The 25867-nt window shown below is 66.2% G+C and carries 25 protein-coding genes and 2 pseudogenes; 14 read left to right on the top strand and 13 right to left on the bottom strand.

Annotated elements, in window-relative coordinates; translation table 11 throughout:
• Positions 1-18 precede the first annotated feature (18 nt).
• Genes ACAM57_RS33290 through ACAM57_RS33280 form a run of 3 tightly spaced genes read left to right on the top strand, consistent with a single transcriptional unit; the run spans position 19 to position 3642 of the window.
• Entirely contained in the window at positions 19-1467 is a 1449-nt protein-coding gene (locus ACAM57_RS33290) for an NAD-dependent succinate-semialdehyde dehydrogenase (RefSeq protein WP_369662859.1), read from the top strand.
• 15 nt (positions 1468-1482) lie between these two features.
• Positions 1483-2646, top strand: a complete 1164-nt coding sequence (locus ACAM57_RS33285; protein ID WP_369662858.1) for a DSD1 family PLP-dependent enzyme — start codon at positions 1483-1485, stop codon at positions 2644-2646.
• A 15-nt stretch (positions 2647-2661) separates the two neighbouring features.
• Positions 2662-3642, top strand: coding sequence for an ornithine cyclodeaminase family protein (locus ACAM57_RS33280; RefSeq protein ID WP_369662857.1), 981 nt, complete (start codon positions 2662-2664; stop codon positions 3640-3642).
• 39 nt (positions 3643-3681) lie between these two features.
• Here ACAM57_RS33280 and ACAM57_RS33275 read toward each other — a convergent pair whose 3' ends face one another.
• From ACAM57_RS33275 to ltaE, 4 genes are read right to left on the bottom strand one after another with little or no spacing between them, the layout of a single operon-like run.
• On the bottom strand, positions 3682-4353 hold the full coding sequence (locus ACAM57_RS33275) for a 4-hydroxythreonine-4-phosphate dehydrogenase (RefSeq protein WP_369662856.1): 672 nt from the start codon (positions 4351-4353) through the stop codon (positions 3682-3684).
• 11 nt (positions 4354-4364) lie between these two features.
• Positions 4365-5363, bottom strand: coding sequence for a 4-hydroxythreonine-4-phosphate dehydrogenase PdxA (pdxA, locus tag ACAM57_RS33270; RefSeq protein WP_369662855.1), 999 nt, complete (start codon positions 5361-5363; stop codon positions 4365-4367).
• Complete coding sequence (locus tag ACAM57_RS33265; protein WP_369662854.1) at positions 5363-6466, bottom strand: four-carbon acid sugar kinase family protein; 1104 nt, start codon at positions 6464-6466, stop codon at positions 5363-5365. Before ACAM57_RS33265 ends, pdxA begins: the two co-directional genes overlap by 1 nt.
• The gene (gene ltaE / locus ACAM57_RS33260) at positions 6459-7505 is read right to left on the bottom strand and encodes a low-specificity L-threonine aldolase (protein WP_369662853.1); all 1047 of its coding nucleotides are present in this window, start codon (positions 7503-7505) and stop codon (positions 6459-6461) included. The genes ACAM57_RS33265 and ltaE overlap by 8 nt, the downstream gene beginning before the upstream one ends.
• A 124-nt stretch (positions 7506-7629) precedes the next feature.
• Between ltaE and ACAM57_RS33255 the strand changes: the two genes are divergently transcribed.
• Both ACAM57_RS33255 and ACAM57_RS33250 read left to right on the top strand, forming a co-directional pair.
• Entirely contained in the window at positions 7630-9111 is a 1482-nt protein-coding gene (locus tag ACAM57_RS33255; protein ID WP_369662852.1) for a PLP-dependent aminotransferase family protein, read from the top strand.
• Between the two features lie 291 nt (positions 9112-9402).
• A pseudogene (locus tag ACAM57_RS33250) lies at positions 9403-9968 on the top strand (efflux RND transporter permease subunit); the annotation flags it as partial.
• Positions 9969-10240: 272 nt separating this feature from the next.
• On the opposite strand, the gene ACAM57_RS33245 reads toward ACAM57_RS33250, so the two are convergent.
• The 5 genes from ACAM57_RS33245 to ACAM57_RS33225 form a co-directional block, all read right to left on the bottom strand.
• A complete protein-coding gene (locus tag ACAM57_RS33245; protein WP_369662851.1) occupies positions 10241-11527 on the bottom strand; it encodes a sensor histidine kinase in 1287 nt (428 codons plus the stop codon).
• Positions 11517-12185, bottom strand: coding sequence for a response regulator transcription factor (locus ACAM57_RS33240; protein ID WP_369662850.1), 669 nt, complete (start codon positions 12183-12185; stop codon positions 11517-11519). The genes ACAM57_RS33245 and ACAM57_RS33240 overlap by 11 nt, the downstream gene beginning before the upstream one ends.
• Before the next feature lie 264 nt (positions 12186-12449).
• Entirely contained in the window at positions 12450-12788 is a 339-nt protein-coding gene (locus tag ACAM57_RS33235) for a hypothetical protein (protein WP_369662849.1), read from the bottom strand.
• A gap of 5 nt (positions 12789-12793) precedes the next feature.
• Positions 12794-13603 (bottom strand): MipA/OmpV family protein, encoded by an 810-nt coding sequence (locus ACAM57_RS33230; RefSeq protein WP_369662848.1) that lies wholly within the window; start codon positions 13601-13603, stop codon positions 12794-12796.
• Positions 13604-13694: 91 nt separating this feature from the next.
• On the bottom strand, positions 13695-13985 hold the full coding sequence (locus tag ACAM57_RS33225) for a hypothetical protein (protein WP_369662847.1): 291 nt from the start codon (positions 13983-13985) through the stop codon (positions 13695-13697).
• 196 nt (positions 13986-14181) lie between these two features.
• Here ACAM57_RS33225 and ACAM57_RS33220 point away from each other — a divergent pair, with 196 nt between their 5' ends.
• The 6 genes from ACAM57_RS33220 (at position 14182) to ACAM57_RS33195 (ending at position 19728) form a co-directional block, all read left to right on the top strand.
• Entirely contained in the window at positions 14182-14787 is a 606-nt protein-coding gene (locus ACAM57_RS33220) for an isoprenylcysteine carboxylmethyltransferase family protein (protein ID WP_369662846.1), read from the top strand.
• A 217-nt stretch (positions 14788-15004) separates the two neighbouring features.
• Positions 15005-15472 carry a hypothetical protein gene (locus ACAM57_RS33215; protein WP_369662845.1) on the top strand — a complete coding sequence of 156 codons (468 nt, stop codon included), beginning with the start codon at positions 15005-15007 and terminating at the stop codon, positions 15470-15472.
• 138 nt (positions 15473-15610) lie between these two features.
• Positions 15611-16195: a phosphatase PAP2 family protein gene (locus tag ACAM57_RS33210; protein WP_369662844.1), complete on the top strand. Its 585-nt coding sequence runs from the start codon at positions 15611-15613 to the stop codon at positions 16193-16195.
• Complete coding sequence (locus ACAM57_RS33205; protein ID WP_369662843.1) at positions 16192-17259, top strand: glycosyltransferase family 2 protein; 1068 nt, start codon at positions 16192-16194, stop codon at positions 17257-17259. Before ACAM57_RS33210 ends, ACAM57_RS33205 begins: the two co-directional genes overlap by 4 nt.
• A 23-nt stretch (positions 17260-17282) precedes the next feature.
• Positions 17283-18842 (top strand): ArnT family glycosyltransferase, encoded by a 1560-nt coding sequence (locus tag ACAM57_RS33200; protein WP_369662842.1) that lies wholly within the window; start codon positions 17283-17285, stop codon positions 18840-18842.
• A complete protein-coding gene (locus tag ACAM57_RS33195; protein WP_369662841.1) occupies positions 18835-19728 on the top strand; it encodes a ChbG/HpnK family deacetylase in 894 nt (297 codons plus the stop codon). Before ACAM57_RS33200 ends, ACAM57_RS33195 begins: the two co-directional genes overlap by 8 nt.
• A 75-nt stretch (positions 19729-19803) precedes the next feature.
• On the opposite strand, the gene ACAM57_RS33190 is transcribed toward ACAM57_RS33195, so the two are convergent.
• From ACAM57_RS33190 to ACAM57_RS33175, 4 genes and pseudogenes are all read right to left on the bottom strand, one after another.
• Positions 19804-20289, bottom strand: a complete 486-nt coding sequence (locus tag ACAM57_RS33190) for a hypothetical protein (protein ID WP_369662840.1) — start codon at positions 20287-20289, stop codon at positions 19804-19806.
• A gap of 156 nt (positions 20290-20445) precedes the next feature.
• Positions 20446-21594: a HEAT repeat domain-containing protein gene (locus ACAM57_RS33185; RefSeq protein WP_369662904.1), complete on the bottom strand. Its 1149-nt coding sequence runs from the start codon at positions 21592-21594 to the stop codon at positions 20446-20448.
• 54 nt (positions 21595-21648) lie between these two features.
• Positions 21649-21979 (bottom strand): annotated as a pseudogene (locus ACAM57_RS33180) (IS3 family transposase); the annotation flags it as partial.
• Between the two features lie 120 nt (positions 21980-22099).
• Positions 22100-23029: a LysR family transcriptional regulator gene (locus ACAM57_RS33175; protein WP_369662839.1), complete on the bottom strand. Its 930-nt coding sequence runs from the start codon at positions 23027-23029 to the stop codon at positions 22100-22102.
• A 186-nt stretch (positions 23030-23215) separates the two neighbouring features.
• On the opposite strand from ACAM57_RS33175, the gene ACAM57_RS33170 reads away from it, so the two are divergent.
• The 3 genes from ACAM57_RS33170 to ACAM57_RS33160 all read left to right on the top strand — a co-directional run bounded on the left by ACAM57_RS33170 (position 23216) and on the right by ACAM57_RS33160 (position 25859).
• Positions 23216-23752: a cupin gene (locus tag ACAM57_RS33170; RefSeq protein ID WP_184641791.1), complete on the top strand. Its 537-nt coding sequence runs from the start codon at positions 23216-23218 to the stop codon at positions 23750-23752.
• 61 nt (positions 23753-23813) lie between these two features.
• Positions 23814-24848: a tripartite tricarboxylate transporter substrate binding protein gene (locus tag ACAM57_RS33165; RefSeq protein ID WP_369662838.1), complete on the top strand. Its 1035-nt coding sequence runs from the start codon at positions 23814-23816 to the stop codon at positions 24846-24848.
• A gap of 90 nt (positions 24849-24938) precedes the next feature.
• The gene (locus tag ACAM57_RS33160; RefSeq protein ID WP_369662837.1) at positions 24939-25859 is read left to right on the top strand and encodes a dioxygenase; all 921 of its coding nucleotides are present in this window, start codon (positions 24939-24941) and stop codon (positions 25857-25859) included.
• The last annotated feature ends 8 nt before the right edge of the window (positions 25860-25867 follow it).

Genomic DNA, 25867 nt, shown 5'->3' with positions numbered 1-25867 from the left:
CACAACCACTGACCTGACATGAAAACACTGAACCACATCCATGGCCAATGGCAGCCTGCCACGAACGGCCGCGTGTTCGACGTGCGCAACCCGGCCGACGAGAGCCTCGTCGCGCAGGTGCCCGACAGCGGCGTGGAGGACGCCTCGCGCGCGGTCGATGCCGCTGTGGCTGCACTCGCGAGCTGGAAGTCGAAGGCTGCGCAGGAGCGTGCCCAAGTGCTGAAGCGCTGGCACGCACTCATCGTGCAGAACACAGAAGCCATTGCAGCCTTGATCTCGCGCGAGCAGGGCAAGCCGCTGGCGGAAGGCCGTGGTGAAGTCGCCTACAGCGCAGGTTACGTCGAGTGGTACGCCGAGGAAGCCGTGCGCGCCAATGGTGAGATGATCCCGGCCCCGGTGGCGAGCAAGCGCTTCTTCGTCCTGAAGGAAGCAGTCGGCGTGGTGGCCGTGGTGACGCCCTGGAACTTCCCGGCCGCCATGATCGCCCGCAAGATCGCGCCCGCGTTGGCCGCCGGCTGCACCGTCGTAGCCAAGCCTGCCGAGGACACGCCGCTCACATCGCTGCTGCTGGTCGAGCTGGCCGAACAGGCCGGTGTTCCGCCGGGCGTGCTCAACATCGTGACCGCTTCGCGCGAGCGCACCCCAGAAGTGGTGGGCGTATGGCTGGCCGACGGCCGCGTACGAAAGATCAGTTTCACCGGTAGCACGCAGGTGGGCAAGCTGCTGGCGCGCGAATCGGCGGGCACGCTCAAGAAGCTCTCGCTGGAGCTAGGCGGGAATGCGCCCTTCATCGTCTTTGAGGACGCCGACGTGGCTGCCGCTGTCGAAGGCGTGATGGCCGCGAAATTCCGCAACGGCGGGCAGACCTGCGTGAGCCCCAACCGCGTCTACGTGCACGACGCGGTGCACGATCGCTTCGTGGACAAGCTTGCCGCCCGCGTCGGCGCGCTCAAGGTGGGCCCCGCCACCTCGCCCGAGGCACAGATCGGCCCGATGATCAATGGCCGCGCGGTCGAGAAGATCGAGCGGCATGTAAAAGATGCCGTGGCCAAAGGCGCCAAGGCGGTGGTCGGCGGCCATCGCGTGCGCAGCGAGATCGCGCAGGGACCGAATTACTACGCGCCGACCGTGCTGATCGATGCCACGCGAGACATGGAACTGTCGTGCGAAGAGACGTTCGGCCCTGTGGTGCCTGTGTTCCGCTTCGGGAGCGAGGCCGAAGTGATTGCGCTGGCCAACGATACGCCGTTCGGCTTGGCGGGCTACTTCTATTCCAATGACGTGCGCCGCATCTGGCGCGTGGCGTCGGCACTGGAGACCGGCATCGTCGGCATCAACGAAGGCGCGATCTCGGCGCCGAGCGCTCCTTTCGGAGGTGTCAAGGAATCGGGTTACGGACGCGAAGGCTCCCATTGGGGCCTGGAAGACTACATGCACACCAAGTACCTGTGCCAAGGCAACCTGTGAACGCAGCAAGCTGAAATGGAATACACCCGCACTGATATGGCAGTAGCCACGTTGAACGATTTGCCGACGCCCTGCCTGGTGCTCGACGCGGACCGCATGGAGCGCAACATTGCCCGCTTGCGCCAGCGGCTGGATGGACTGGGCGTGGCGCTGCGCCCGCACCTGAAGACCGCCAAGTCGGTGGAGGTCGCGCGGCGCGTGATGAGATCGCCAGCGGGCCCGGCCACCGTGTCGACCCTCAAGGAAGTGGAGCAATTCGTGGCCGCCGGCGTGCGGGACATCATCTACGCAGTGAGCATCGTGCCCACGAAGCTCCCACAGGTGCTGGCGCTGCGCGCCAAGGGTGCCGACGTGGCTGTCGTGCTCGACACGGTGGAGCAGGCGCAAGCGGTGGCGCGGGCCTCGCGCGAGACGGGAGCACGCATACCCGCCCTCATCGAGATCGACTGCGATGGCCATCGCTCGGGTGTGCGTCCCGACGATAGGCAGCGCCTGATCGACATCGGACGCGCCCTGGCGGATGGCGCGGAACTGCGCGGCGTGCTGACCCATGCGGGCGGCAGCTATGCCGCGCGAGGCGCGGCCCTGCGGCAATGCGCGGAAGACGAGCGGCGCAGCGTGGTCGATGCAGCTGCGATCCTCCACGAAGCGGGCCTAGCCTGCCCCGTGCGCAGCGTGGGCTCGACACCGACCGCGCACAACGCGGCGGATCTCGCCGGCGTCACCGAGGTGCGGGCTGGCGTGTTTGTGTTCTTCGACCTGGTTATGGCGGGCGTGGGTGTCTGCGGCGTCGACGATATCGCCCTCTCGGTACTGGCGACCGTCATCGGCCACCAGCGCGAAAAGGGCTGGATTCTCACGGACGCCGGTTGGATGGCCATGTCGCAGGACCGGGGCACGCGCAAGCAGGAAATCGACCAGGGCTACGGCATCGTCTGCGACATCGCCGGCCAGCCGCATGCCGACTTGATCGTGGCCGATGCCAACCAGGAACACGGGATCATCACGGTGCGGCCCGGATCGGGCGGCGTGCTGCCCGACCTTGCCATCGGCGACCGCGTTCGTGTCCTGCCGAATCACGCCTGCGCCACAGCCGCGCAGCATGGGCACTATCACGTGGTACGGGGCAGTTCCAGCAAGGTGGAAGCACAGTGGCCGCGGTTTGGTGGCTGGCAATAGCGGCGGCGGGCGAGGATGAATTCCCATCCTTCCGAAGCGACCCTCCTCCTGCTGGACAAGGGCGCAGTTGAACAGCTGCTCACGCCCGCCGAGGTCACACAGGCGGTGCGTGAGGCCTTCGTGCTGCACGGGCGGCATGAAGGGCGCGTCTTTCCGCTGGTGCGCGAGAAGCTCTCCACCGGCGGCGTGTTTGGTATCAAATCCGGCGACGTGCCCTCGCAGGGCTTGCTCGGCTTCAAAGCTGCTGGTTTCTGGCCGCACAACCGCGAGCTGGGCGGCGAGCCGCACCAGGCGACCATTCTGCTGTTCGATCCGGCCACGGGCCGGCCTCGGTGCGTGATCGACGGCAATGCCATCACCACGGTACGTACCGGCGCAGCGGGCGGACTGGGGCTGGAACAACTCGCCCGCCAGGACAGCACGCGCCTCACGGTTTTCGGCACGGGGGTGCAGGCGCGCTCGCAATTGCGCTTCGCCTTGCGTGTACTGCCCCGCATTGCCACTGTTTGGTATGTGTCCGTCGACCGGAAGGCCGACCCCGCCTTCGAGGCCCTGTTTGCGGACCAGTGCGACATGCACTGCGCCCAAGATGCCGACCGTGCCGTGACCGAGAGCGATGTCGTCATCACCGCGACGCCGGGCGGAGGGCCACTTTTCGACGCCAGCGCGGTACGCCCAGGAACTCACCTGAACTGCGTAGGCGCCGATACTGCGGGCAAGCGCGAACTGCCGCCGGGCGTCCTGGAGCGCGCACGGCTGGTGGTCGATGACCGCGAGCAGGCATCGCAGCTGGGCGAGATGCAGTGGGCGCGTGAAACCGCCTGCGTGGAGCTTGGCTCCCTGCTGCTGGGCGAAACGCCGTTCTCGCGCGCGGCCAGTGACATCACGGTGTTCGACATGACGGGTCTGGCGCTACAGGATCTGACGGTGGCGCGCCTCATCTACGAGCGCGCGTGCGCTCAGGCGCTGGGGCACCGGATCGTCTGGCCTTGGTGAATGCATGCGCGGCAGCTCGGGGCTGCCGCGCATGCTGCGTCACGCCGTGACGCCTTCCAGCTTCAGGATGTTCTCGATCTGCTGGGGAACAGGTTCGCGCAGGAAGTCTCCGTCGAAGACGGCGCTGCCCACGGTGAAGCCCCACACGCCGCAGCGACGCATGGTCTGCACGCGTTCGTTGCCGTCGATGCTGCCCGCCGCCAGGACCGGGACCTTGACCGATTGAACGACTCGCGCAGTCAATTGCTCCACATCGCCGGCAAAGCGGTAGGCCAGCAGATCCAACCCATGCACGCCCGGCAGCGAAGCCAGGCGCTTGGCATCCTCCACGATCTCGTCGATCGTTCCTACCAGCCGCGTGGGATGGCCTTCGGTACGGCCCGCGAAGGGGAAGTACTGGATGTCGGTGCCCTGAAGGATGCGAACCGCTTCTTCCGCGTTGCGGCCGCCAAGCAGGTAGTCCACACCGATCTCCCGGGCTGCCTCCACGGAACGCATTTCCGCTTCGCGGCTGGTGCTCACAACTTCCAGCATCACCTTCTTGCCGTCCCGCTTCATGGCGGCGGCCAGGGACACCAGTTCCGCCACGGGCAGGCCGATGTCCTTGAATCCGACATAGCGAAGCGGAGTGCGCGCCAGGTCTGCGTAAATCTTGGCGGCGTCGGGGACCGTGCGGTCCTCCTTGGTGAGCATGAAGACGAAGTGGGACATGGTGATTTCCTTCAAATGGTTGCCGCAGAGGAACTGCGGGCGAGTTGGTGCGCGGTGGCAAGCGCGGTCTTGAGGCTGGATGGATCGGCGATGCCCTGACCGGCGATGTCGAACGCGGTGCCGTGGTCCGGGCTGGTCCGCACGAAGGGAAGGCCCACCGTGACGTTCACGCCGTCCTCCACGCCCAGAAGCTTCACGGGGATCAATCCCTGGTCGTGGTACTGGGCGACCACGATGTCGAAGCGGCCTTTGCGGGCCTGCATGAACACCGTGTCGCCGGGAAGCGGACCGACCGCGTTGATGCCTTCCTGCCGGGCCTGGGCCACCGCCGGCGCGATCAACTCCATGTCTTCGCTGCCGAACAGCCCGCCCTCGCCCGCATGGGGGTTCAGGCCGGCCACCGCAATGCGCGGTTGGGCGATGTCCATGCTCTGCAGGCTCCGATGGGCCAGACGGATGACCTGCAGTTCGCGCTCGACACTGAGCTTGCGAACCGCGTCCAGGATCGAGCAGTGCACCGTCACCAGCAGGGTGCGCAGGTATGGGTTGGCCAGCATCATTCCGTAGTCGCTGGTACCTGAGAGATCGGCCAGCATTTCGGTATGGCCGGGGTAAGGTACGCCTGCGGCAGCGAGCGCTTCCTTGTGAATCGGCGCCGTGCAGATGGCGCTCACGCGTCCGTCGTTGGCCCATTCGATGGACTGGCGGATAGCGCCAAAAGCTGCTGCCCCGGCCGCCGCGCTGATTTCGCCGTGTTGCAGGTCCGCGGGCAATCCACTCAGACTGACCACCTGCATTCGCCGGGCGGCGGGTGCGTATTCCTCAGGGGCGAAGATGGGCTCCACCACCAGCGAGGAACCCCAGCGCGCCGCGGCGCTCTTCATGATGCCCAGGTCTCCGACGACGAAGGCGGGATACTGTTCCATGAACTCGGTGTCGGCGAAGGTCTTGACGACGATCTCAGGGCCGATGCCCGCGGCGTCGCCGAAAGTGACCACGATGGGCTTCATCAGATTGCTCCTTCCAAAGATTTGAGGCAACGCTTGAAGACGTCGTCGTCCCCAAAACCTCCTGCCTTCGTGACCAACGGAAACTCCCCTTCGGGTGTCCGCATCAGGCACAAAGGAATACCCGGCTGCACTTCACGCAGCACCACGATCTCGAATGCTTGCAGACGGCGAGCGATGTGCTTGGCCGTTTCGCCTCCCGTGACGGCAAGGCCGTCGCAGCGACCAGCGAGCACCGCATCGCAGACCCTGTCAACGAGATCGGCCGTCAGCGCCGCTGACGCACCCCGCTCATCCGGGGTGGCCCAGACAAGGGCGCCGCAGGCTTCGGCGTGACGCAGCTGAGCGCGTGACCTGGGATTGAAGCTGCCAACCACGATGCCGGGGCACTGCGCGCCCTTCCAGGCCGGCGCGACCTGCTGCCGGTCGGGCAATGCAACGGCCAGTGCGCGCAGCAGTCCGGTTGAGCCGGCCCAAAGAAGATCTCTTCTTTGGCTGGTGGCAACAATCAGCTCTTCCAGATCGGCTTCGGTGGATGCGTCCACCACCACCGCATCGACCCTGTCCAGAAGGCTGATGGCCTCGGCCGCATCACGGGCAACGTGCAGTCGCTGACCTGCGGCAGCGAACAAGCCGGGCACGCTGCTGACTCGCACCGGTAACTGAGGGTCACGGGAAAAGTCAGTCTCCGCGACAGGAACCCCGTCGACCCACACCTCGCCGTTGACCGTGGTACGGCCGGCGGCAGGGAAAGCCGGCGCTACCAGCAGCTTCCCGCGCCCACTGGCCCGCCATGCGGCGATCACTTCGCAGGCAACGGGGCCCCTCAGCGTGGAATCGAACTGTTTGACCAGGATGTCCGCGTCACGCCACTGGCGCGCCCAGGCCGCGACCCGCCCCCCCGCGCTGGCGTCGTCCAGCGTACGACTGTCGGTGTCAGTGCTCCAGACCTCTGGAAGCACCGGAACGGCAAGCCGTTCTCCAAGTACCACGCGAGTGCGCCATCCCCGCTGCGCGAACGCGGGCAGCGCATCCGTTGCGCTGGTGAAATCATCGGCGATTACCCGGATTTGTCTTATCCCGGCGAGATGCTGCGCGTCAGGCATGGAAGAACCTCCGCACCGCCGCAATACAGCGGTCGATGCCTTGGGCATCGACACCGAGATGGGTGACGAAGCGCAAGCGATACAGCCCCCATGCCAGCACGCCTTCGCGCTTGAGCGCTTCCAGCAGTTCGTCCGACTTGTCGCGCGCCGGACCGTGAAGGTCGACGAATAGGATGTTCGTGTCAGGCTCCTCGACTTGCAGGCCCTCGATGCCACGCAAGCCTTCGGCCAGCCGCCTCGCGAGCGCGTGGTCCTCCGAGAGCCTGTCGATATGGTGGTCCAGTGCATGCGAAACCGCGGCCGCCAGGAAGCCCGCCTGTCGCATCGCGCCGCCCGCCATCTTGCGGGTGCGCCGTGCACGAGCGATCAGTTCCCGTGAACCACAGAGAGCCGAACCTACCGGCGCGCCCAGCCCCTTGCTGAAACACACCGAAACCGTGTCGAAGTACCGCGCAATCTTCCTGGCCTCCGCCTTGGCGTCACCGCCTGTGCGGCGCGCCTGCTCCACGGCCGCATTGAACAAGCGCGCGCCGTCGAGATGCGTCGCAAGTCCCTTGCTGCGCGCCAGGGCGGTGGCTTCCGCGATGTAGTCCAGCGGGATCACCTTTCCCATCATCGTGTTCTCGAGCGCCAGCAGCTTGCTGCGCGCGAAGTGCTGGTCGTCCGGCTTGACCGCCTCCGCGATGTCGGCCAGCGCGAGCGTCTTGTCAGGCTGGTGCGCAATTGGCTGGGGCTGCACGCCGCCAAACACGGCCGCATTGCCGCCCTCCCAGCGATAGCAGTGCTGTAGCTGGCCTGCGATGAATTCGTCGCCACGCTGGCAATGCGCCAGCACGGCGCACAGGTTGCTCTGCGTGCCGGTCGGCACGAAAAGCGCCGCCTCGAAACCGAGCAGTGAGGCGATTTTTTCCTGCAGCGCGTTCACGCTGGGGTCCTCGCCGAACACATCGTCACCCAGCGGTGCGGCCATCATCGCCTCGCGCATGGCATGCGTCGGTTGCGTAACGGTGTCGCTGCGGAGGTCTACTAAGGGGTTCATTTCGCCTGCTCCGAGAAGTTGCGCAGCATGGCGTTGCCACACTCCGTGGGGATGGATTCCAAATGCCTCATGCGTAGCCTTCTTCTTGGTTGCTCCGAGTCAGGTCCGCGACGGTCCGATCTGCATGCTCGAAAGTTTGCGTGCTCATTGGTTGCTTGTTAAGCTCCAATTTCTTCCTAAATTGAGCAACCAATTGATGCCGAACATCGCGGCTTCCGTGCTCCCGACACTGGAGATGTCCAACACATCCCAAGCTCGGAATACCCAATTGGCTTTGGCGCTTTCGCAAGCGATACGCGATGGGCGCCTGCCTCCCGGCTCTAGGCTGCCTCCGACGCGGGATGCCGCAAGTCAGCTTGGACTGGGTCGCAACACGGTGGTGGACGCTTACGCCGACCTCACGGCGGAGGGATTGCTCGAAAGCCGTGGACGGCTCGGCACCTTTGTGGCGCGGCAAGCCAAGGCTGTCCTGCAGCCAGCAACCTCGCTTCCTCGCATCGTGCGGCGCTTGCCCTCAACGTCCACCACGCCCGGTGCGGTGTCGCAGGACTGGCGATTGGGTCAGAGCGGCACTCAACTGCTCCCCTTGGATGTGTGGCGTTCAGCGTGCCGCGAGGCCGGGCGGAATCTTCCGCCGTCGGGGTATGGGGATCCTCAAGGTCTGTTCACACTGCGTGAAGCGATCGCTGCATGGCTGCGCAGGCACCGCGGTACGCGACACGAAGCGACGCAGATCGTGATCACTCAGGGCACTGGAAGCGCGGTGGAGTTGCTTGCGCGGACGCTCGTGCGGCCGGGAGACCTTTGCGCCGTGGAAAGCCCCGGCTATTCGCGCGCGCTGGACGCGTTTGAGTTAGCGGGCGGCACCATCGTGCGCGTGCCTATCGACGAGCAAGGCGCGATCGTCAAGGAGGCTTTCGCGAACACCGCTCCCAGCGTTTTTCATCTGACGCCCGCGAATCAATACCCGCTGGGCGGGCGCCTTTCAGGGTTGCGCCGCGCGGAGCTTGCAGCTCTTGCTTCGAAGGCGGGAACGCTTGTCATCGAGAACGAGTACGACCACGAATTCATCTACGAAGGACAGAACCACGCTCCGCTGGCCGCGACCCTTGCTGGTCAAACCGTTTTGGTCAGCACGTTCGCCAAATCCATCAGCCCAGCATTGAGGATCGGATTCATCGCCGCCCCACAGCGCGTGGCAGATGCGCTGGCGTCATCTATCGCCGCACAAGGCTTGCACGCGAGCTGGCCCGTGCAGGCGTCGCTGCAGTGGATGCTGGCCTCTGGAGAGCTTCAACGACATCTGCGCCGCGTCAGGCGTCACCACGCCACCCAACGTGATCGTCTACTTGCCGCCATTCGCCAATCATGTCCTGAACTGCAAGTGCGCGGCACTGAGGGCGGACTGCATTTCTTATTGACGCTCGGGCGTAAGGAGTTGGATCGGAAGCTAGCCAAGGAGCTGAAAGCGCGAGGGGTCGTGCTGCAAACAGTCACCGACTTCGGCGGCGAAACCGCCGAGGTCCTGATAGGCTACGGCCATATGGAAAGGACGGAGACTCAAGCGGCAGCCGATCTGCTTCGCGGTGCGTGCGCGGCCATCTGACGATAGTTGCCGAGCATTCGAACAGATCAACCTCCCATGGGTTCGGCTGGTCAGAGGGACTCATCGCATCGGTGCGAACCACCACAGGATCTAGCGCCGCCAAGCGGCGCTGTTGATGTGAATCTCCGGCACGTGGTCGGCGCGATGTCGCCGGGGATAAGTTTTGCTTCGTCGGGACGATCCGCCATTGCGGCTCCTGACTCGTTAAGCGACGCAGCATGCGGACCAGGTCGGTGCTTAAGCGGCCCGGTCCATGTACGGGTTCGTCGGCCGATGGCGGGATCTGAATCCCAGCTTCCGCCCGGCGTCATGCGCAGTGAACTCGGCGAAGCCGAGGAGATGAAGGAGCTCGCGGCTGGCTTCGGAATGGCGATGCTGACTGGCGTGCTGTGCATCTACATGGTTTGGCGCTGCTGCTCAAGGACTTTGTACAACCGGGAACGGTCCAGGCGGCTCTGGTGCTTTCCGTACCAGGAGCGATGCTCGCGCTATGGGTCACCGGCTCCGCGCTGTCAATGCCTTCCATGATCGGCCTGATCATGTTGACGGGGATCGCGACGAAGAACTCGATCCTGCTCGTGGACTACATCATCCTTGCACGACGTGACCGCGGCATGGATCGCACGGAGGCCATTCTCGATGCCTGCCGCAAGCGCTCGCGCCCCATCGTCATGACCACGACGGCCATGGGCGGCGGCATGATTCCGGTGGTCTTGGGACTGGGGGGTGATCAGAGCTTTCGCGTTCCCATGGCCGTCGTCGTCATCGGCGGGTTGATGACCTCGACCTTCCTGAGCCTGCTCGTGATTCCGGCCGTATATAGCTTCCTGGAAGATGACATGCAATGGTTGCGGCGGCGCTTCACGCCCGCTCAAAGGCGCTCGATTAGTTGGGGCAGGCTTCGCCATGAGAGCTCACGCTGCGGCCACTACGCCGACAGGCCGCAAAGCGCAGGCAGATCGCGCTCAATGCGCTGCCCGGATTTTCGCTGTCCTGTGGAAAACTTCCCCGCGGTGGCTTGCTCATCTGTCCAGCCTGACCACGATCGGAGACCAATCTCGCAGGGTTATGCAACAACGCCCCCATCGGCCCCAGGTTCAGGTGTGACTGCTGTCACACCCTTTCGCACTCAATCCCCGTGCGTGAACGCGATGCGCATCGTGTGCGCTGCATCGCCCTGTTCGCGCGTGTACGTCCATTGCTGCCGCTCGCAGAAGCGAGCAACGATCTGCAAGCCGTAGCCGGTGGACGACGGCACATCGCGATCGACATCGTTGAAGATCTCCAGCGCACCGTGCCGCAGCGATATCCGGATATGCGTCGCCGCATAGGCCACCGCATTGCGCAGCAGGTTGTCGACCAGCACGGTGAGCAGCTCGGGCGGCGCCGACACGGTCGCCTCGCCGTCCCCGTCGAGCGCCACCGTCAGCCGGCGTTGCCGGATCACCGGCGCGAGATACGCCAGCGCACGCTCGACGTCCGCCTGCAGCCGCAGCTGCCGGCTCTGGAGCGTGCCTTCCGACGCCTCGCGGCCGAGCGCGAGAAAGGTCGCGACCAGGGCCTCCATCTCTTCCGCGCTCTGCGCCATGCGCGACAGGGCCCGCTCGCGCACCGCCGGATCGCTGGTCACGCGCAGCAGCGAAAGGTTGTTCTTGAACACCGCCACCGGCGTGCGCAATTCATGGCTTGCGAAGCGCGTGAACTCCCGCTCGCGCTGCAGGAAGCCGCTGAGCCGGTCGACCAGGCCGGTAAAGCCGCGGCTCAGCGCACCGATCTCGTCCGCGCGCTGGATGCCCGAGAACACGGCAGGCCCTTCACCGTGCGCATCGATTTCCTCTGTCAGCGTGACCAGCGGCTGCGCCAGCTGGCGCGCCAGCACCTTGCCGGTGAACCCGCCCAGCGCCGTCACCGCGCCGCCGATCAGCAGCAGCGCGACGAGCAGGTACGGTTCGAGCTGGTCGATGTCGAGCAGGCCGTCGCCGTCGACGATGACGTAGAGCGCATCCTGGCCACCGTCCAGCGATGCGACGCCGACCATCGAGCCGTCGGCGTCGACGTCCAAGCGCCGGTGGATGCCCGGCGCATGGTCGCGCGCCCAGGCCGGCAGGTTAGGCGACGCGCGCACGTAGAGGCGGGCCACATCCTCGGCCAAGGTCGGGCGGGCCGTGCCGTGCGACTCCCTGGTGAGGACCTGCAGGCGCTCCAGGTTGCTCGCCCGCGGCAGGCCGGCCGCCGGCTGTTGCGCCAGATCCTTCATCGCCCACTCGAGGACCGCACCCACGTAGCGCCGCAACAGAAACTCTTCGGTTGCTTGCGCGACCACGTAAACCAGCAATCCGTAGAGCAGGCTCGTGACCGCGGCGAAACTCACGAAAACGCGCGAGAGCCGGCGTTGAAAATGCAGATTACGGGACAAACCGCCACCCCCTGCCATGCACGGTTTCGATCAACGGCTTCTCGCCAGGTGCAGACAGCGCGCTGCGCAGGCGATAGATGTGGGTGCGCAGCGGATCGCTGTCGGGCACGTCTTCACCCCATATTTCCTTCTCCAGCAAGCTGCGGTCCACCACGTCGGGCGCGCGCGCCACCAGGATCTTGAGCACCCGCAGCTGGAGCTCGTGCAGCTTGATGCGGCGTCCGTTGCGCGCGGCCGTGCCGGCGCCGTGGTCGATCACCAGGTCGCCGATCGTCTGCGTCGACACCTGCGGCCGCCGCCCGCGCGCGGTGACCGCCTGGATGCGACACAGCAGCTCTTCCATCTCGAAGGGCTTGACGAGGTAGTCGTCCCCGCCGCGCGCAAAGCCGGCCTTCTTGTCCTCCAGCGTATCGCGCGCTGTCAGGAAGATGACGGGCGTGTCGTCGCGGTGGCCACGGCGCAGTCGCTCGCACACCTGCAGGCCGTCGATGCCAGGCACCGCGACATCCAGGATGTAGGCATCGAAGGTCGCGGCCTGCGCGATGTCGAGGAAGGCCTGGCCGTGAAAGGCCAGGTCGACCTCGCAGCCCTGCACCTCCAGGTAGTCGGACAGGGTGCCCGCCAGGGCCGGGTTGTCTTCCAGCAAAAGAACTCTCATGAAACACTTTCCTCGGTGCGAATGCGCGATGCGCCCGGACTTTGCAGCCAATCGCAGCCCCTGGCAACGCAGACCCGACCGCACGGGAATGGGCCTGCACTGCGGCACCACGAGGTAGCTGGGCGGGCTGGGCCGGCGTGGCTCGTGACTTCGGCCGGCGCGCTGCCCCCGTTGGAGGCCGGTGCCACGCCGCCAGGCCTGCAGGGGCCCGCCGGAGCGTGCGTGAAATTCACCATGCCGGCCTGCTCGCTGCCCGCCGCTCGGTCATCGAACGCGGCATGTCGGGCCAGGACACCAGCAACATCGCAATCGCCGCATCGCGATTGGCCGCATCGCGATTCGCCGGATCGGCCAGCCGGCCGGCCGCGCGGCCATCACCTTGAACGCGGTGCCCGTCGCGCCGGGGCCCTTGAACACACCCGGCGCGAAGGGAACTACGGGGGCGATCACCGGTGCCGCAGGTGCGGGTGCAGCGGCCGGTGCGGGGACCGACGCAGGCGCGGTGACAGGAGCGAACGCCTGCGTGATGCCGCCGCCGGATCCGCAACCCGCCAGCAGCGCCGCCGCCAGGATGCCGGCGCATGGCTTGAACGACGACGGCATGTCGATCAGAACCTGTAGAGGTAGCCGAGCTTGACGCTGCTGGTGCTGGAGCGGTCGACCAGCGGGCTGTTCTTGATGCCCTTGCCGAGCGAGGTGACGCTCACGTCGAGGAAAACGCTCTGCGCCTTCGGCACGATGTCGTAGGTCATGCGCAGGCCGAGCTCGGCCTGTGTGACGGCGCTGCCGGCGTAGGCCGGCCGGTTGAACGCCGCTTCTTCGCGGCGCACGCCGTAGTAGTAGTCCACATACTTCTTGTCGTACCGCACCACGCCAGCGCGGGGCGTGAGGCTGAAGGTGCTGGTCACCGGGAAGTCGCGCTCGACGGACAGCTTGAGCGTCTGGCCCTTACTCTGGCTCGAGGCACGCAGCCATTCGGCCGAGAAGGTCGCGACGTCGGTGCGCCAGAGCGCGGCCACGCCCAGCCAACCGGAAGACTTTCTTTCCGCCATGCCCCGAAGGACCACGGCGTCCGTGGCCTTGTAGCCGTCCGAGACACCATAGGCCGCGCGCAACCGCAGCGACAGTCCGTTGACGGCATAGAGCTTGAGGTCGGCGCGCGGACCGGCGATGCTGAGCCAGTTGTTCTCGACCGCAAGGATCGGCAGCGCGCCGGTGTCGTTGCCGAACTTGGCATACGGCTTGGTGTTGGCCATGAAACCGAGACCGAGGCCGAACCGGGTTTCCTTCGGCCCTGTCTGCTCGCCCAGCAGGTCGGCCCATGCCGAGGGCAAGGCCATCAGTGATGCCAATGCAACCACGCCGTGAACGAGGCGCGGAACGGGCCGCAAGGCAACGGTGGAACTGAAAACGCTCATGAATACTCCGGTGGGTAAAAAAGAGGACGCCTCGTGGAATCGAACGTGGGCCCGAGGTGGCAGATCCGCGTCCAGGCATGGGTTGAAAGAATCAGGGGGTGCGTCGGCTCAACCCGGCCTGGGTTTCGTCGACGCGGGCAAGTGCCTGTGCGAGCGCAGGGCTGCCGGCCAGTGCCGCATCGACCAACGCATCGACGGCGGGATCCTGCAGGGCGCGCCACCTGTGTTCGTCGGGTGCATTGCCTGAGCCCTCGGCGGCCCCGATCGGCCAGGGAAACGGCGCGTTCAGTGCGGGTGGCGGATGCGCCGGCTGCGGCGCGCAGCCGATCGGCGCGAAGGTACTGGCGATGGGCAGGCGCCACCGGGTACGGGGAAGGTTCATGAGGTCAGGGCACGGCTTGGCAGTAGAAGGGGCCGCGATCGTAGGAAGCCTGGCGTGAAGCAAATGTCAACGCACAAACCCCCAGGGGCATCAGCGCGGCACGTTGATCTTTCGTTCACGACCGTATGCCTAGCATCCCGGCCACTTCCTCCTTCCACCCCCTTCCACCCCCTTCCAGCCTCTTCCAGCCCACGCCATGCCCCTTGCCGTCTTCATCGCCCGTCACCACAGCGCCATCTCGCGGCTCTTCTGGCTGCTCGCACTGGTGGCGTTGCTCCTGACCGAGCGCGTGTTCGCCGACCGGCTGATGGGCAACGTGCTGCTGACGATCGGCCTCATGCTGATCGGCTTCGCGATCGTCGGAAGACTCTGGTGCGCGCTCTACATCGGCGGCCGCAAGAACGACGAACTGGTGAGCGAAGGGCCCTACTCGATGACCCGCAACCCGCAGTATTTCTTTTCGCTGCTGGGCTTCCTGGGCCTGGGTCTGTCCACCCGCAGCGTGAGCTTCGCGCTGTCCGCGGGGCTGTTCTTTGCGGCGGTGTATCCCTGCGTGATCGCCAGCGAGGAAGCCTTTCTGCGCAACAAGTTCGGCGCCGCGTTCGAGGCATACTGCGAACGCACGCCCCGCTTCTTTCCCTCGATCGTTCTCTACCGTGAACCCGACGCCTGCGAGGTGCGGCCGCGGCATTTCCATCGCACGGCCGGCGATGTCGTCTGGTTCGTGTGGCTCGTGGGCGTGGTCGCGCTGGCCGATGCGCTGGGCACCCGCCTGGTGACGCCGATGTTCGTGCTCTTCTGAGACGTGCGCGGCGCCATGAGCATCCGTCCTCCGTCCCTCGCCCCGACCGGACAGCACGCCGGCCTGCAGCTGAACATCAGTGTCCCCCGCAACCTTCAAGAGCGGCTGCTGCACGCCTTGCATGCGCGAATCCACGCAGGGGTGAAGGCGCTGCCAATGGCATCAGAGCTGCGGTACGTCAACGACGGCAGCAGCGACGCGATGGTGCCGGGCGGGCATGGCCCGGGTCGTGCTGTTGCCTTCCATTGCGGCGCACTACCGTTGCGACGGCCCGCGGGACGAGCCGATGCTCAGGCTGCACGTCGCCAGCGAAGCCGTGCGGTTCAAAGCCGGCGATCGCGCCGACCATGCCTGCGGCCGCGAGACCATCGGGTTCGCGCAGACTTCGGCGAGCATCGACCATCCCGACGCATTCAGCCTCGCGCTGAACAGCCTCATGGCCATGGGGCTGGCGATGCTGCCACTGGTGCTTGCAATGGCGCGGCTGGTCGTGCCGATCGTGCCGATCCTGCGCGCGACCGTGGAGCACCGACGCACGGCGGCGCTGCGCCTGTCGCGATGCGCTGGAGGCGACTGCCACCGACCACGGCACCACCTTCCGCCAACTGAGAAGCGAGCGAACGACGCCGCGCGCGTCGCACCGGCTCGCTGCGCGATCCCGCACGACAACGCCATGGCCTCGTGACGCGTCCCGTCGCAGCCGCAGCCTGGCGGTCCTTCCTCATCGAAAGGTCTTGACCATGTCCAGTTCCCGCAGGTGCGCATGCCGCACCGGGTGCCCTCCTGCGCCCGTCTTTTCGTTCCTCCGTTGCGGAACAGCGCCATGGATGCGCTGAACCTCACGCTCTTTCACTGGCTCGCCGCCGGCAGCCGTCCCACGCCGTGGGTGCTTTCCATCGCCTCGGCCTTCGCGCTCTGGGCCAGCTGGCCGGGCGCACTCATCGTCGCGGTCGCGCTGTGGCGGCATCGCGGCGACCGCGCCTACCTGTGCATGGTGGCCGCTGCGGCAGGATTCACGTCGCTGTTGTCGCACGCCATCGCCGCGTCGCTCGATGTGCCCCGCCCCTTCGTGCTGGGGTTGGCGCCGGTCTACATCGCGCATTCCGCGCGCGGCTCGCTGCCGAGCACGCATGCGGCGGTGATGTTCATGGTGGCGTTTGGCTTCATGCTGAGCCCCAGCTTGCGCAAGCCCGGCGTGCCGCTTCTGGCGCTGGCGGCCATCACCGGATGGGCTCGCGTGTATGTCGGGGTTCATTTCCCGCTCGACATCGCCGCGGGTCTGGTGCTCGGCGCCGCGGTGGCCGGCATCGCTGCCGTCGGTCGCCGGCTCTTTCGCCTCCTCACGCTGCGGGCGGCCCCCGGTTCGCTCACGCATCAGGCGTCGGGTTCGTCATGGAGGCATTCATGATCTCGCCCACGAAGACCGAAGCCGCAGGCGTCGCGGCCGCCAGGGCCATCGGGGACACCGACGCCCCGAAGGCACCTTCGCAGGCACGGTCGCAGGCACGTGCGCCATTGGAGCTGCAGACGCCTGGCATCTCCTGCGTCATTCCCTGCTTCAATGAAGGCGCCAACCTTCGGCACCTGCTGCCCCGCCTCGAGGAAATCCTCTGGGCCACCAAGCTGCGCTGGGAAATCATCGTGGTGGACGACGGCAGCACCGACGACACCGCGGAGGTCGCACGCGCCTGGTGCGAGCTCTCGGGTTTTCGCTGCATCTCGCTGTCGCGCAACTTCGGCAAGGAAGCCGCGCTCACCGCAGGCCTGGCGGCCGCTGCCGGCGATGCGGTGGTGCTGCTCGACGGCGATCTGCAGCACTCGCCCGATCTCATCCACAAGATGATCGCCCAATGGACGGCAGGCGCCGAAGTGGTGTACGCGGTGCGACAGGAGCGCGGCGACGAAAGCCGCTTCAAGCAACTGGGCAGCAAGCTCTTCTATCGCCTCCTCGACACCTCGGACCGCTTTGCCGTTCCCAAGGACGCGGGCGACTTCCGCCTGATGGACCGCAAGGTGGTCGATGCGCTCCTGAGCCTGCCCGAGCGCAGCCGCTTCATGAAGGGCCTGTATGCCTGGGTTGGCTTTCGCGCGGTGGCGATGCCGTATACGCCAGCGCCGCGCGCGCAGGGCACGAGCACCTTCAACGCACAGCGCCTGGTGCGCCTGGCCATCGACGGCCTCACGGCCTTCACCACCTGGCCACTGCGCTTGGTCAGCGTGGTCGGATTGCTGTTTTCCTTGTCCGCCTTCTGCTACGGCCTCTACGTGAGCATCGACTACCTGCTGTTCGGCAACCCGGTCTCCGGCTGGACCACCATCGTCGTGAGCCTGATGTTCTTCATCGGCGTGCAGATGATCTCCACCGGCATCGTCGGCGAGTACATCGCGCGCATCTACGAGGAAGTCAAGGGCCGACCGCTGTACGTCGTGAGCCGCGAGCACGGGAGCGGCCTGCGCGCCGGCAAGCCATGAAGCGCGCGAGTTCCGCGAATTGGATGTCACCCCGGCCGCTGTGGCTCCTCCTCGCGCTCTTCGCATGGCTGCTGGCCACCGCGTGGGTGCGCCCCCTGATGGCACCCGATGAGGGCCGCTACGGCGGCGTTGCGCTGGCGATGCTGCGCTCCGGCGACTGGCTGGTGCCACGGCTGGACGGCCTGCCCTTCTTTCACAAGCCGCCGCTGTTCTACTGGATCGGCGCCGCTGCGATGTCGGTGACGGGGCCGGTGGAATGGGCGGCACGGTTGCCTTCGGTGTTGGGTGCAGTCGCCGGTGCAACGGCGCTGTACCTTTTCCTTCGCCGCTGGTCGGCGGCGCATGTCGCGCTGCTGTCCACCGTGGTGCTGGCGACCATGCCTTTTTTCTTCCTGGGCGCGCAGTTCGCCAACCTGGACATGCTGGTGGCCGGGTGTATCGCGTGCACGGTGCTGCTCGCGGCGGGCGCGGCATTGAGCAGGGAGCGCGAGGAACCATGGCGCATGCTGCTGGCGGGCGCCTATCTGTTCGCGGCGGCCGGCCTGCTGGCCAAGGGCCTCATCGGCCTGGTGTTGCCCGCGATGGTGATCGTGATCTGGAGCAGCGCGACACGCCGGCTGCCGCTGGCACTGCGGCTCGCGTTGTGGCTGCCCGGCTGGGCCGTGCTGCTCGCCGTGGCCGGCCCCTGGTTCCTGACCATGCAGATGAAGTACCCCGATTTCTTCGACTACTTCGTCATCAAGCAGCATTTCCGGCGCTTTGCGTCGTCGGGCTTCAACAACGAAAACGGCTTCTGGTTCTACCTGCCGGTGCTGGCGGGGCTCACGCTGCCGTGGTTCGGCTGGCTGCTGGTGCCGCGCGGCAAGGACGACGATGCGCATTCCGGGAACAGCGACGTCGATCGGCTCATGTGGATCTGGCTCGCGGTGATCGTCGTGTTCTTCTCGATGCCGCGCTCCAAGCTCGTGGGCTACGTGCTGCCGGCGCTGCCGCCGCTCGCGTACCTGATCACGCGGCGCGTGTCCGCCGGCCGCTCGCCCGATGCGTTGCGGACCCCGCTGCGCGCGACCGCGCTCGCGTCCGCCGCGGTGTGCGTGACCTGCGTGGTGGCCATGGCCATCTATTCCGTGCCGCCGGGCACACGGCTGCGGCTGCCGACCGGCATGTCGATCGCGCCCGGAGAGCGGGTGCTGATGCTCGAGCGCTACTTCTACGAGATTCCCTTCTACTGGAACTTGCGCGAACCGGTGCTCGTGTCCGACGACTGGCAGGCCGCGGCCCGCGACACGCGCGACAACTGGCGCAAGGAGTTCTCCGACGCGGGCCGCTTCGAGCCCGCGCGCACGGCGGCAACGTTGTTGGATCGAAGCAGGCTCTCCCCCTGGCTCTGCGTGCCGCGCCCCACCTGGATCGTCGGGCCGAACACCGCGCATCTCACGAATGCCTGGCTGGCTCGCGCCCAGCTGGTGACGGTCAACGATGCCATCGCCGCATGGCGCTTCGCGGGCAGTGCCACCAGCGATCCCCATTGCCTGGGCTCCTCGTCCGCGGCAACGGCTTCCGCAGCCATCGGCAATGACTGAGGCCACGGAGGTTGCGGCGACCGTCATGCAGGAAATCTGCATCTGCGCGGACGATTTCGGCCTGAGCGCCGGCGTCAATGCGGCAGTCGTCGACCTGGCCCAGCGCGGCAAGATTTCCGCCACCAGCGCCATGGTGCGCCGCAGCGCCTGGCTGAGCGGTGCGCGGACGCTGCGCTCGCTCACCCCGGCACGGCTGGACGTCGGGCTGCACCTGGATCTCACGCGTCCGGCGAGCGCCGATGGGCCCGAGCCCGGCCTCGCGCGCCTGCTCGCGCAGGCCTACACGCGAACGCTGTTCGCTGCGGGACTGCGGGCCGACATCCGCGACCAGCTGACGCGCTTCGAGGACGCCATGGGACGCCAGCCCGCCTTCATCGACGGTCACCGGCATGTCCATCAATTCCCGGTGGTGCGCGAGTTGCTGCTCGAGGAAATTTCCAGGCGCTATTCGACCTCGCTGCCCTGGCTTCGCAGCACCGCGCCGGGCGGCGCCTTGCGCAGGGAGGGCCTGAAGGCCCGGGTGATCCACGCGCTCGGTGGGCCAGCCCTCCAGAGAAGAGCGTGCGCTCGCGGCATTCCCCACAGCCGCGGACTGCTGGGCGTGTACGACTTCGGCGGCAATGCCGACGCCTACCGCGCGCGGCTGTATGGCTGGCTGCGCACCGCACGCACTGGCGATGTGCTGATGTGTCACCCCTCCGCGGCCTTGCTCGCAGACCCGCACGCGCATGCCCGCATGCGAGAGTACGCAGTGCTGCGCGCCATCGACTTCCCCTGGCACGGCGATGCCTGCCACGTTTGCCCAGTACCGCTGACGGAGTTGCTGCAGCGCGGTGCAGGTGTGCCGTGGCGGAGTCCGGGGCCGAGCCAGCCAGGCAGGCCCTGAACGACCTCGGTAAGGCCGTCATTCATATCCATCCCTTCTGTCCCGCGCCTGCCCGCACGCATCGAAACCGAGTTCTCAATCCTTCATCGGGAACGAGACCAGAACCGTCTTTACCGCCAATTCATCGTTGTAGTCCACCTTGACCTGCCGGCCATCCTTCATCCAGATATCCCAATAGACGTCGCCGTCTTCTTCCTCGGTTTCCTGCGGTTCCCCGAAAGCCGCGAGCGCCTCCTCCCGGCTCCCGACCGAACCCGTGGCGAACGGAATGGATCCCAGGTATGCGGACACCTTGGCTGCTCCATTCGGGTAATAGAACACGCCACTCATCGCATACGGACCAGACCCCATCGGATCTCGATAGTTTCGAGAGAAGAATTCCTTTGGCGTGAATGCGAGCACAACACCCAGATCATTCAGCTGGACGAAGTCGATCGTCAACTCCTTGAGCTTCTTCGGAGAAAGCGCATCGATGGACCCCCCATTGACCTTGATCGCATCGATCACGTCATTGTCTGTATCGGTCATTCCAACCAGCGTAAACAGTCGATCTGCATTCATGCCTTACCTGCCTTCTCTATGGTTCCGGATCATCATCTTCTCGAGCCGCTCGTACCAATCGTCATTTCTCATTGCGGACAGTGTCTTCGCGGCGTCACTGCGTGGCAAAACAGTTCCAACGACTCATCGCAACCTCGCTCGATTCGTTCGCCGGGCTTATTCATATTCTGTGGCTCCCAACCGAACCAGACGCTGACACCTCGGACCCGAAGAACCATCACCTTCTTCCAATTCGTACTCGCGCTCGCGGCGCAGTAGCTCGCGCGCTGGCGCCGGTAACCGACGAAGCAGGGGCACGCGAGATAGCAACGCACGAACCTGGGCTGGCGTAAGCGTCTCCAGCAGCGCCTTGGCTGCGGTACAGGCCACGTCGGGCGCAGGGTCCGACAAGCTCCCGGTCAATACCGGCATCACACGCGTTGAGGTGAAGAAACTCAACGCCCACACGATGCGTCGACGCACGTAAGGCTCACGTCTGTCCAAAGTGCGGATCAGCGGCTCGATGGCTTCGCCATCGCCAATCGCAGCCAGCAGCGGAAGCGAAGCAGCGCCAGGCTGCTCGTCGAACAGAGGGGCTAGCGAGCGGACGGCCCGCTCACGGACTTCCCCATCGGTATCCGCCAGCATCAACGAAACGAGTTCAAGCCGATGCGCCTCAGGCAGCGAGCGTGAATCGCCAAGCGCCATTGCAGCGGCCAACCGGAGCCTCAAGTCCTCGGCGCGAGCAGCCAAGCGGAGCACATCCAATGCCTGGGTCCCATCCAGGTAAGCCAGTGCATGGAGCGCATTCTCTCGAACCTCCAAGTCGAGATCGTGGTGGAAAACGCGGATCAATGCCTCGAAGATGGACGGGACGGGCAGGTCGAAGTCCTTGAGAGCGATCACGACGTTGCTGCGCACATCGGCCTCCGTATCGCGCAGTGCGACCAGCAGCGGTTCGATCGCAGCGGGGTCGCTGAAACGCAGACCTTGAGCGGCGGCGGCGCGCACGCAGGCATCCACGTCCCGCAAGCCCGCCGTCAACGCCTCGAATGCCGCCGTGCCGACGCCCCTGTCCTCCTCGTCGCCGAACCACCACATGGCTTGACATCTCGCGGCTGGAAGGGGATCGCAGGCGGCTTCGACGAACACCTTCGTCACTGCATCCCCTCTTGATCGAGAATCTGCCAAGGCAGACAAGGCGGCACTGCGCGTTTCTTCATCCCCGTCGGCCCACAGCGGCAACCAGGGGGCAAGTCGCCCGGCGATGTCAGTCGCTTGTTCGGCCTCTTTTTCCGCGGCCTCTACACGTGCTTGGTCCAGCATTCCATAGCTCATTTTTGTGAGGCTGGCGCGGCCGAGCGAATTTCTTCGCTGCCGACCAAGGTTCCCACGGTATTCGATGGGGCCGAGAGAGATTTCGATCCGCTTCTGGTTGCACCCACGGATGCAGGAACCCACCGCTTCCATGAATTCCTCAACGGTGGTGCTCGCCCAGTACCGAGGATAAAACAGTTCGGTCTGAGGTCGACCGAAGAGCCTTCGCGGGCCGCGTTGTCAGGCGAGCAGGCTTTGCAAGGCGTCGAGCGAGTGAGATGCGCGTCGCTCATTCTTGTTAGCCAGCCTGGCCAGCGTAGTGGTCACCACGATCGCGGTGCGCCACGGGCCAGTCGGTGGTTTCGGCCACGGTCTCAATGGCAGCATCCAGCATCTTCGTGCTGGGCGTACATGCTTGAAGTAAAAGAATTTTCACTCGCGAAAATCCGAAGTACTCAGAATTTCCGAAGATGCCACCGCGAGTGTCGACATCGTCCAACTGGCGTGGCGGCGCTCAGCGGTCCAGCATCGCATGCGGCCAGCGTCCCGAATCCACGCGCTCCTGCACCACGGCCCGCAGGATGTCGATGAGCACTTCGGTCGCGCGCGATGGCGGCCGGTCGGAAGCGCGAGCCAGCACGCGCCGCAAGCGCAGCCCCTCGATGGGAATCGCGACCAGGCGTCCGGCCTCGATCTCGTCCTGCACGACCGCGGCGAAGTGAACCGTGAGGCCCAGGCCTTCTTCCACCAGGCGAGCCGCCACGCTCAAGGTCTCGACCTCGACCACAGGGTTCAGCACCACGCCCGCGCGCGCCGCTGCCGCTTCCAACTCGAGCCGCACGCCCGACTTGGACACGCCCGTCATCACCAGAGGCAGGCCGGCCAGCCGGGGCAGCTTGATCTTCGTCATGCGCATCAGCCGCGCGTCATCGGTGCGCCCGATGAGGCACAGCGCTTCGGTCATGAGTGGCGTCGCCAGCACGTTGGTCAACTGCATCGGCCCGTTGAGGATCGCGATGTCGACCGCCCCCTGCTCCAGCATGCCCAGCAGAGACTGCGAGAAGCCTTCGACGATGCGCAGCCGCACATCGGGAAACTGCTCGCGCACCGCGCGCGCAACTGGCACGGCGAGCAGCAGCGCGAGAGCGGGCGACAAGCCGATGGCCGCCGGGCCGCTCGGGTCGCGTTGACGCGCCGTCATGTCCTGCTTCATCTGCTCGGCATAGCGCAGCAGGAACGATGCGCGCTCCATGAGGAACACAGCCTCTTCGGTCGGTGTCGCGCCGCGCGCGTGCCGCTCGAAGAGGCGCACGCCCAGTTCTTCCTCGAGCAGGCGGATCTGCCGGCTCAGCGCTGGCTGCGCGACGTGCAGCACGGCAGAGGCGCGGCCGTAGTGCTGCTGCGTGGCGAGTACCACGAAATACCGAAGCTGTCTGAGGTCCATGCAGGGGGTCCAAGTCGTTGCAGCAAGAGTGGTCGATGGGCATCGCACTCCCCATACCGAAATGTTATCGAGCCGCTCGAAAAATGGTAATGGACGCACGAATGACCGTTGCCTACAGTGGGCCTCGCAGAACGTAATCCGCTGCTTTTTCAACGAATCCGAACATCATCGCATCAAGGAATAGACATGGACCCCACCCTCCAGGAAATGGAATCCACCCGCATCGCCCGCTGGGGCAAGGTCACGCCCTACGGCGAGACCTTCATCGAGAGCCGGCTGCCGGGCATGAAGAAAAACATCTACAAGATCATGAACCGCGGCGTCCTGGAGAACAAAGGTGTCCAGCCGGCGATTCCAGGCAACCACCGCTTCGGTGTGACCTTCATCGAAATCCCGGTGGGCCAGGGTGCCAGCCTTCACGCACACAAGACCGAGGAAGTCTTCTGTCCGCTGAACGGGCAGATGGAGGTCATCTGGGGCGAGAAGGGCCAGTACTCCGTGATGCTCAACCAGTGGGACGTGATCTCGTGCCCCATCGGCGTGATGCGCGGTTTCCGCAATCCGAACGATCACGCGCTGGTGGTGTATTCGGTCGTCGGTGGAACCGACGAAGAATGCGGGCGCATCGCCTGGCACGAGGATGTCGTCAGGGCTGCAGAGGCCACCGGCCTGGTCTACGGAACCGACGGCTATATCAAAGAGACGGCGCCAGAAAGCAAGTAGTCGCCGCGCCGACCGCCCGAACTGCGCAAGGCTCATAGGCACCGCCCGAGGAGACAAAAAAATGACGATCCCCCAGGACTTCCAGGCCGCATGCCGCATGCCGACGTGCGGCGTGGCACACGGCATGAACCGGCGACACGCCATCGCCGCTGCACTCGCGGCGCTGGGCGCCGGCCTTGTTCGCGCCCAGCCGACCTGGAGCCCCAAAGGCCCTGTGCGCATCGTCGTTCCGTTCGCCGCCGGCGGCACCTCGGACATCATCGCGCGCATCGTGGGCGTGCGGCTCGCCGAAGCACTGGGTCAGCCGGTGCTCGTCGACAACCGCGTGGGCGCCGGCGGCAACATCGGCATCGCGTCGGTGGCACGCGCCGCACTCGACGGCCAGACGCTGCTGCTGGTCTCGTCCGCGTTCGTGACCAATCCGGCCTTGTTTGCCGACAAGCCTCTTTATGACCCGCTGCGCCAGTTCGCACCGGTGTCGCTCGCCGTCAGCTCACCCGACGTGATCGTGGTGTCGGCGACGAGCCCACTTACCAGCCTGTCGGCGCTGATCGACACCGCTAAACGCCGACCAGGCGCGCTCACCTACTCGACGCCCGGCAAGGGCAACAGCGTGCACCTGGGCGGCGAGCTGCTGTGGCAGCGCGCCGGCATCGAGCTGCTGCACGTGCCTTACAACGGCGCGGCCCCTGCCGTGCAGGCCGTGCTCGGCGGACAGGTCGATTGCGCGCTGACCGCACTGCCGGCTGCCAAGGCCCACATCGCGGCGGGCACGCTGCGGGTGCTGGCCGTCGGCAGCCGCGCGCGCTGGGCCGAGCTGCCGCAGGTGCCGACGGTGGCGGAGTCGGGCTTTGCCGGCTACCGCTCCGAAACCATGCAGGCGCTGTTCGCGCCGGCGGGCACGCCTGTCGCCGCCATCGAGCGACTGCACACCGAGGTGCGGCGCATCCTGGCGCTCGACGACGTGCAGCGCCAGACCCGAGAACTCGGCTTCGAGACGGTCGCAAGCCTGCCCGCCGACCTCGCTGCGCGCGTCGCCGAAGACGTGCCGCGCTGGACCGCCGTCGCCACCCGCGCGCGCATCCGCGCCGACTAGCGGCCCCACGCCCCTTCAGCCACAGCGGTGCGCCGATGCGCGCCGGCGGCGTCGTGCCGATTTCATTTTCTTCACTCTCCAGGACTTCCCATGATTTCTGCCACCGAGACGCCCACGGATACCGAGGCACCGCCTGCGCAGCGCTCGATTCCCGCCAACGCCCAGGCGCTGCTGCAGGCCGTGCTGGACGCCAACCAGGGCACGCGCGACGCGCGCACCCGCACCGTGCTCGACGCGATGATCCGCCACCTGCACGCCTTCGCCTCGGAGGTGACGCTGACCTATGAAGAGCTCTTCAAGGGCCTGGACTTCATGGTGCGCATCGGCCAGGCCACCGGCCCGAGCAAGCACGAAGGCATCCTGCTTGCCGACATCCTCGGCCTCGCCACGCTGGTGCTGCTCATGGACGCAAAGGCCGTGCTCGCCGCGGGCGGCACCGAGCCGGCGCTCATCGGCCCCTTCTGGCGCGCGAACCAGCCGGTGAGGCCCAACGGCGTGCGCATCGCGACCGACGACACGGCCGGCGAGACGCTGCATGTACGCGGCCGTGTGCTGTCGCTGGACGGCACGCCCCTCGCGGGTGCCCGCATCGAAACCTGGCAGGCCGCGCCCAGTGGACTGTACGAAAACCAGGACCCGGAGCAGGAAGACATGAACCTGCGCGCAGTCTTCGAGACCGACGCCGACGGCCGCTTCTGGTTCGAGAGCGTGCAGCCCTCGGGCTATGGCGTGCCCACCGACGGACCTTGCGGCGAGCTGCTGGCGCTGCAGAACCGCAGCCACATGCGCCCGGCGCACCTGCACTTCATCGCCATCGCGCCGGGCCACAAGGTGCTGACGACGCAGATCTTCGATGCGCGCGATCCGTACGCCTACAGCGACGCGGCCTTCGGCGCGGTGGGCTCGCTGCTGCGCGACTTCGAACCCGACAGCGCGGGCCACTTCCACCTCGACTTCGAACTGCGGCTGGAGCCCGGCGAAACGTGCCTGCCCACGCCACCGCTGCCCTGAACGCACAC

Origin of the sequence: Variovorax sp. V15 (assembly GCF_041154425.1) — a bacterium.
GTDB lineage: Bacteria > Pseudomonadota > Gammaproteobacteria > Burkholderiales > Burkholderiaceae_C > Variovorax > Variovorax guangxiensis.
The sequence above is the reverse complement of the archived record's forward strand: the minus strand, read 5'-3'. Positions and strand labels throughout refer to the sequence as shown.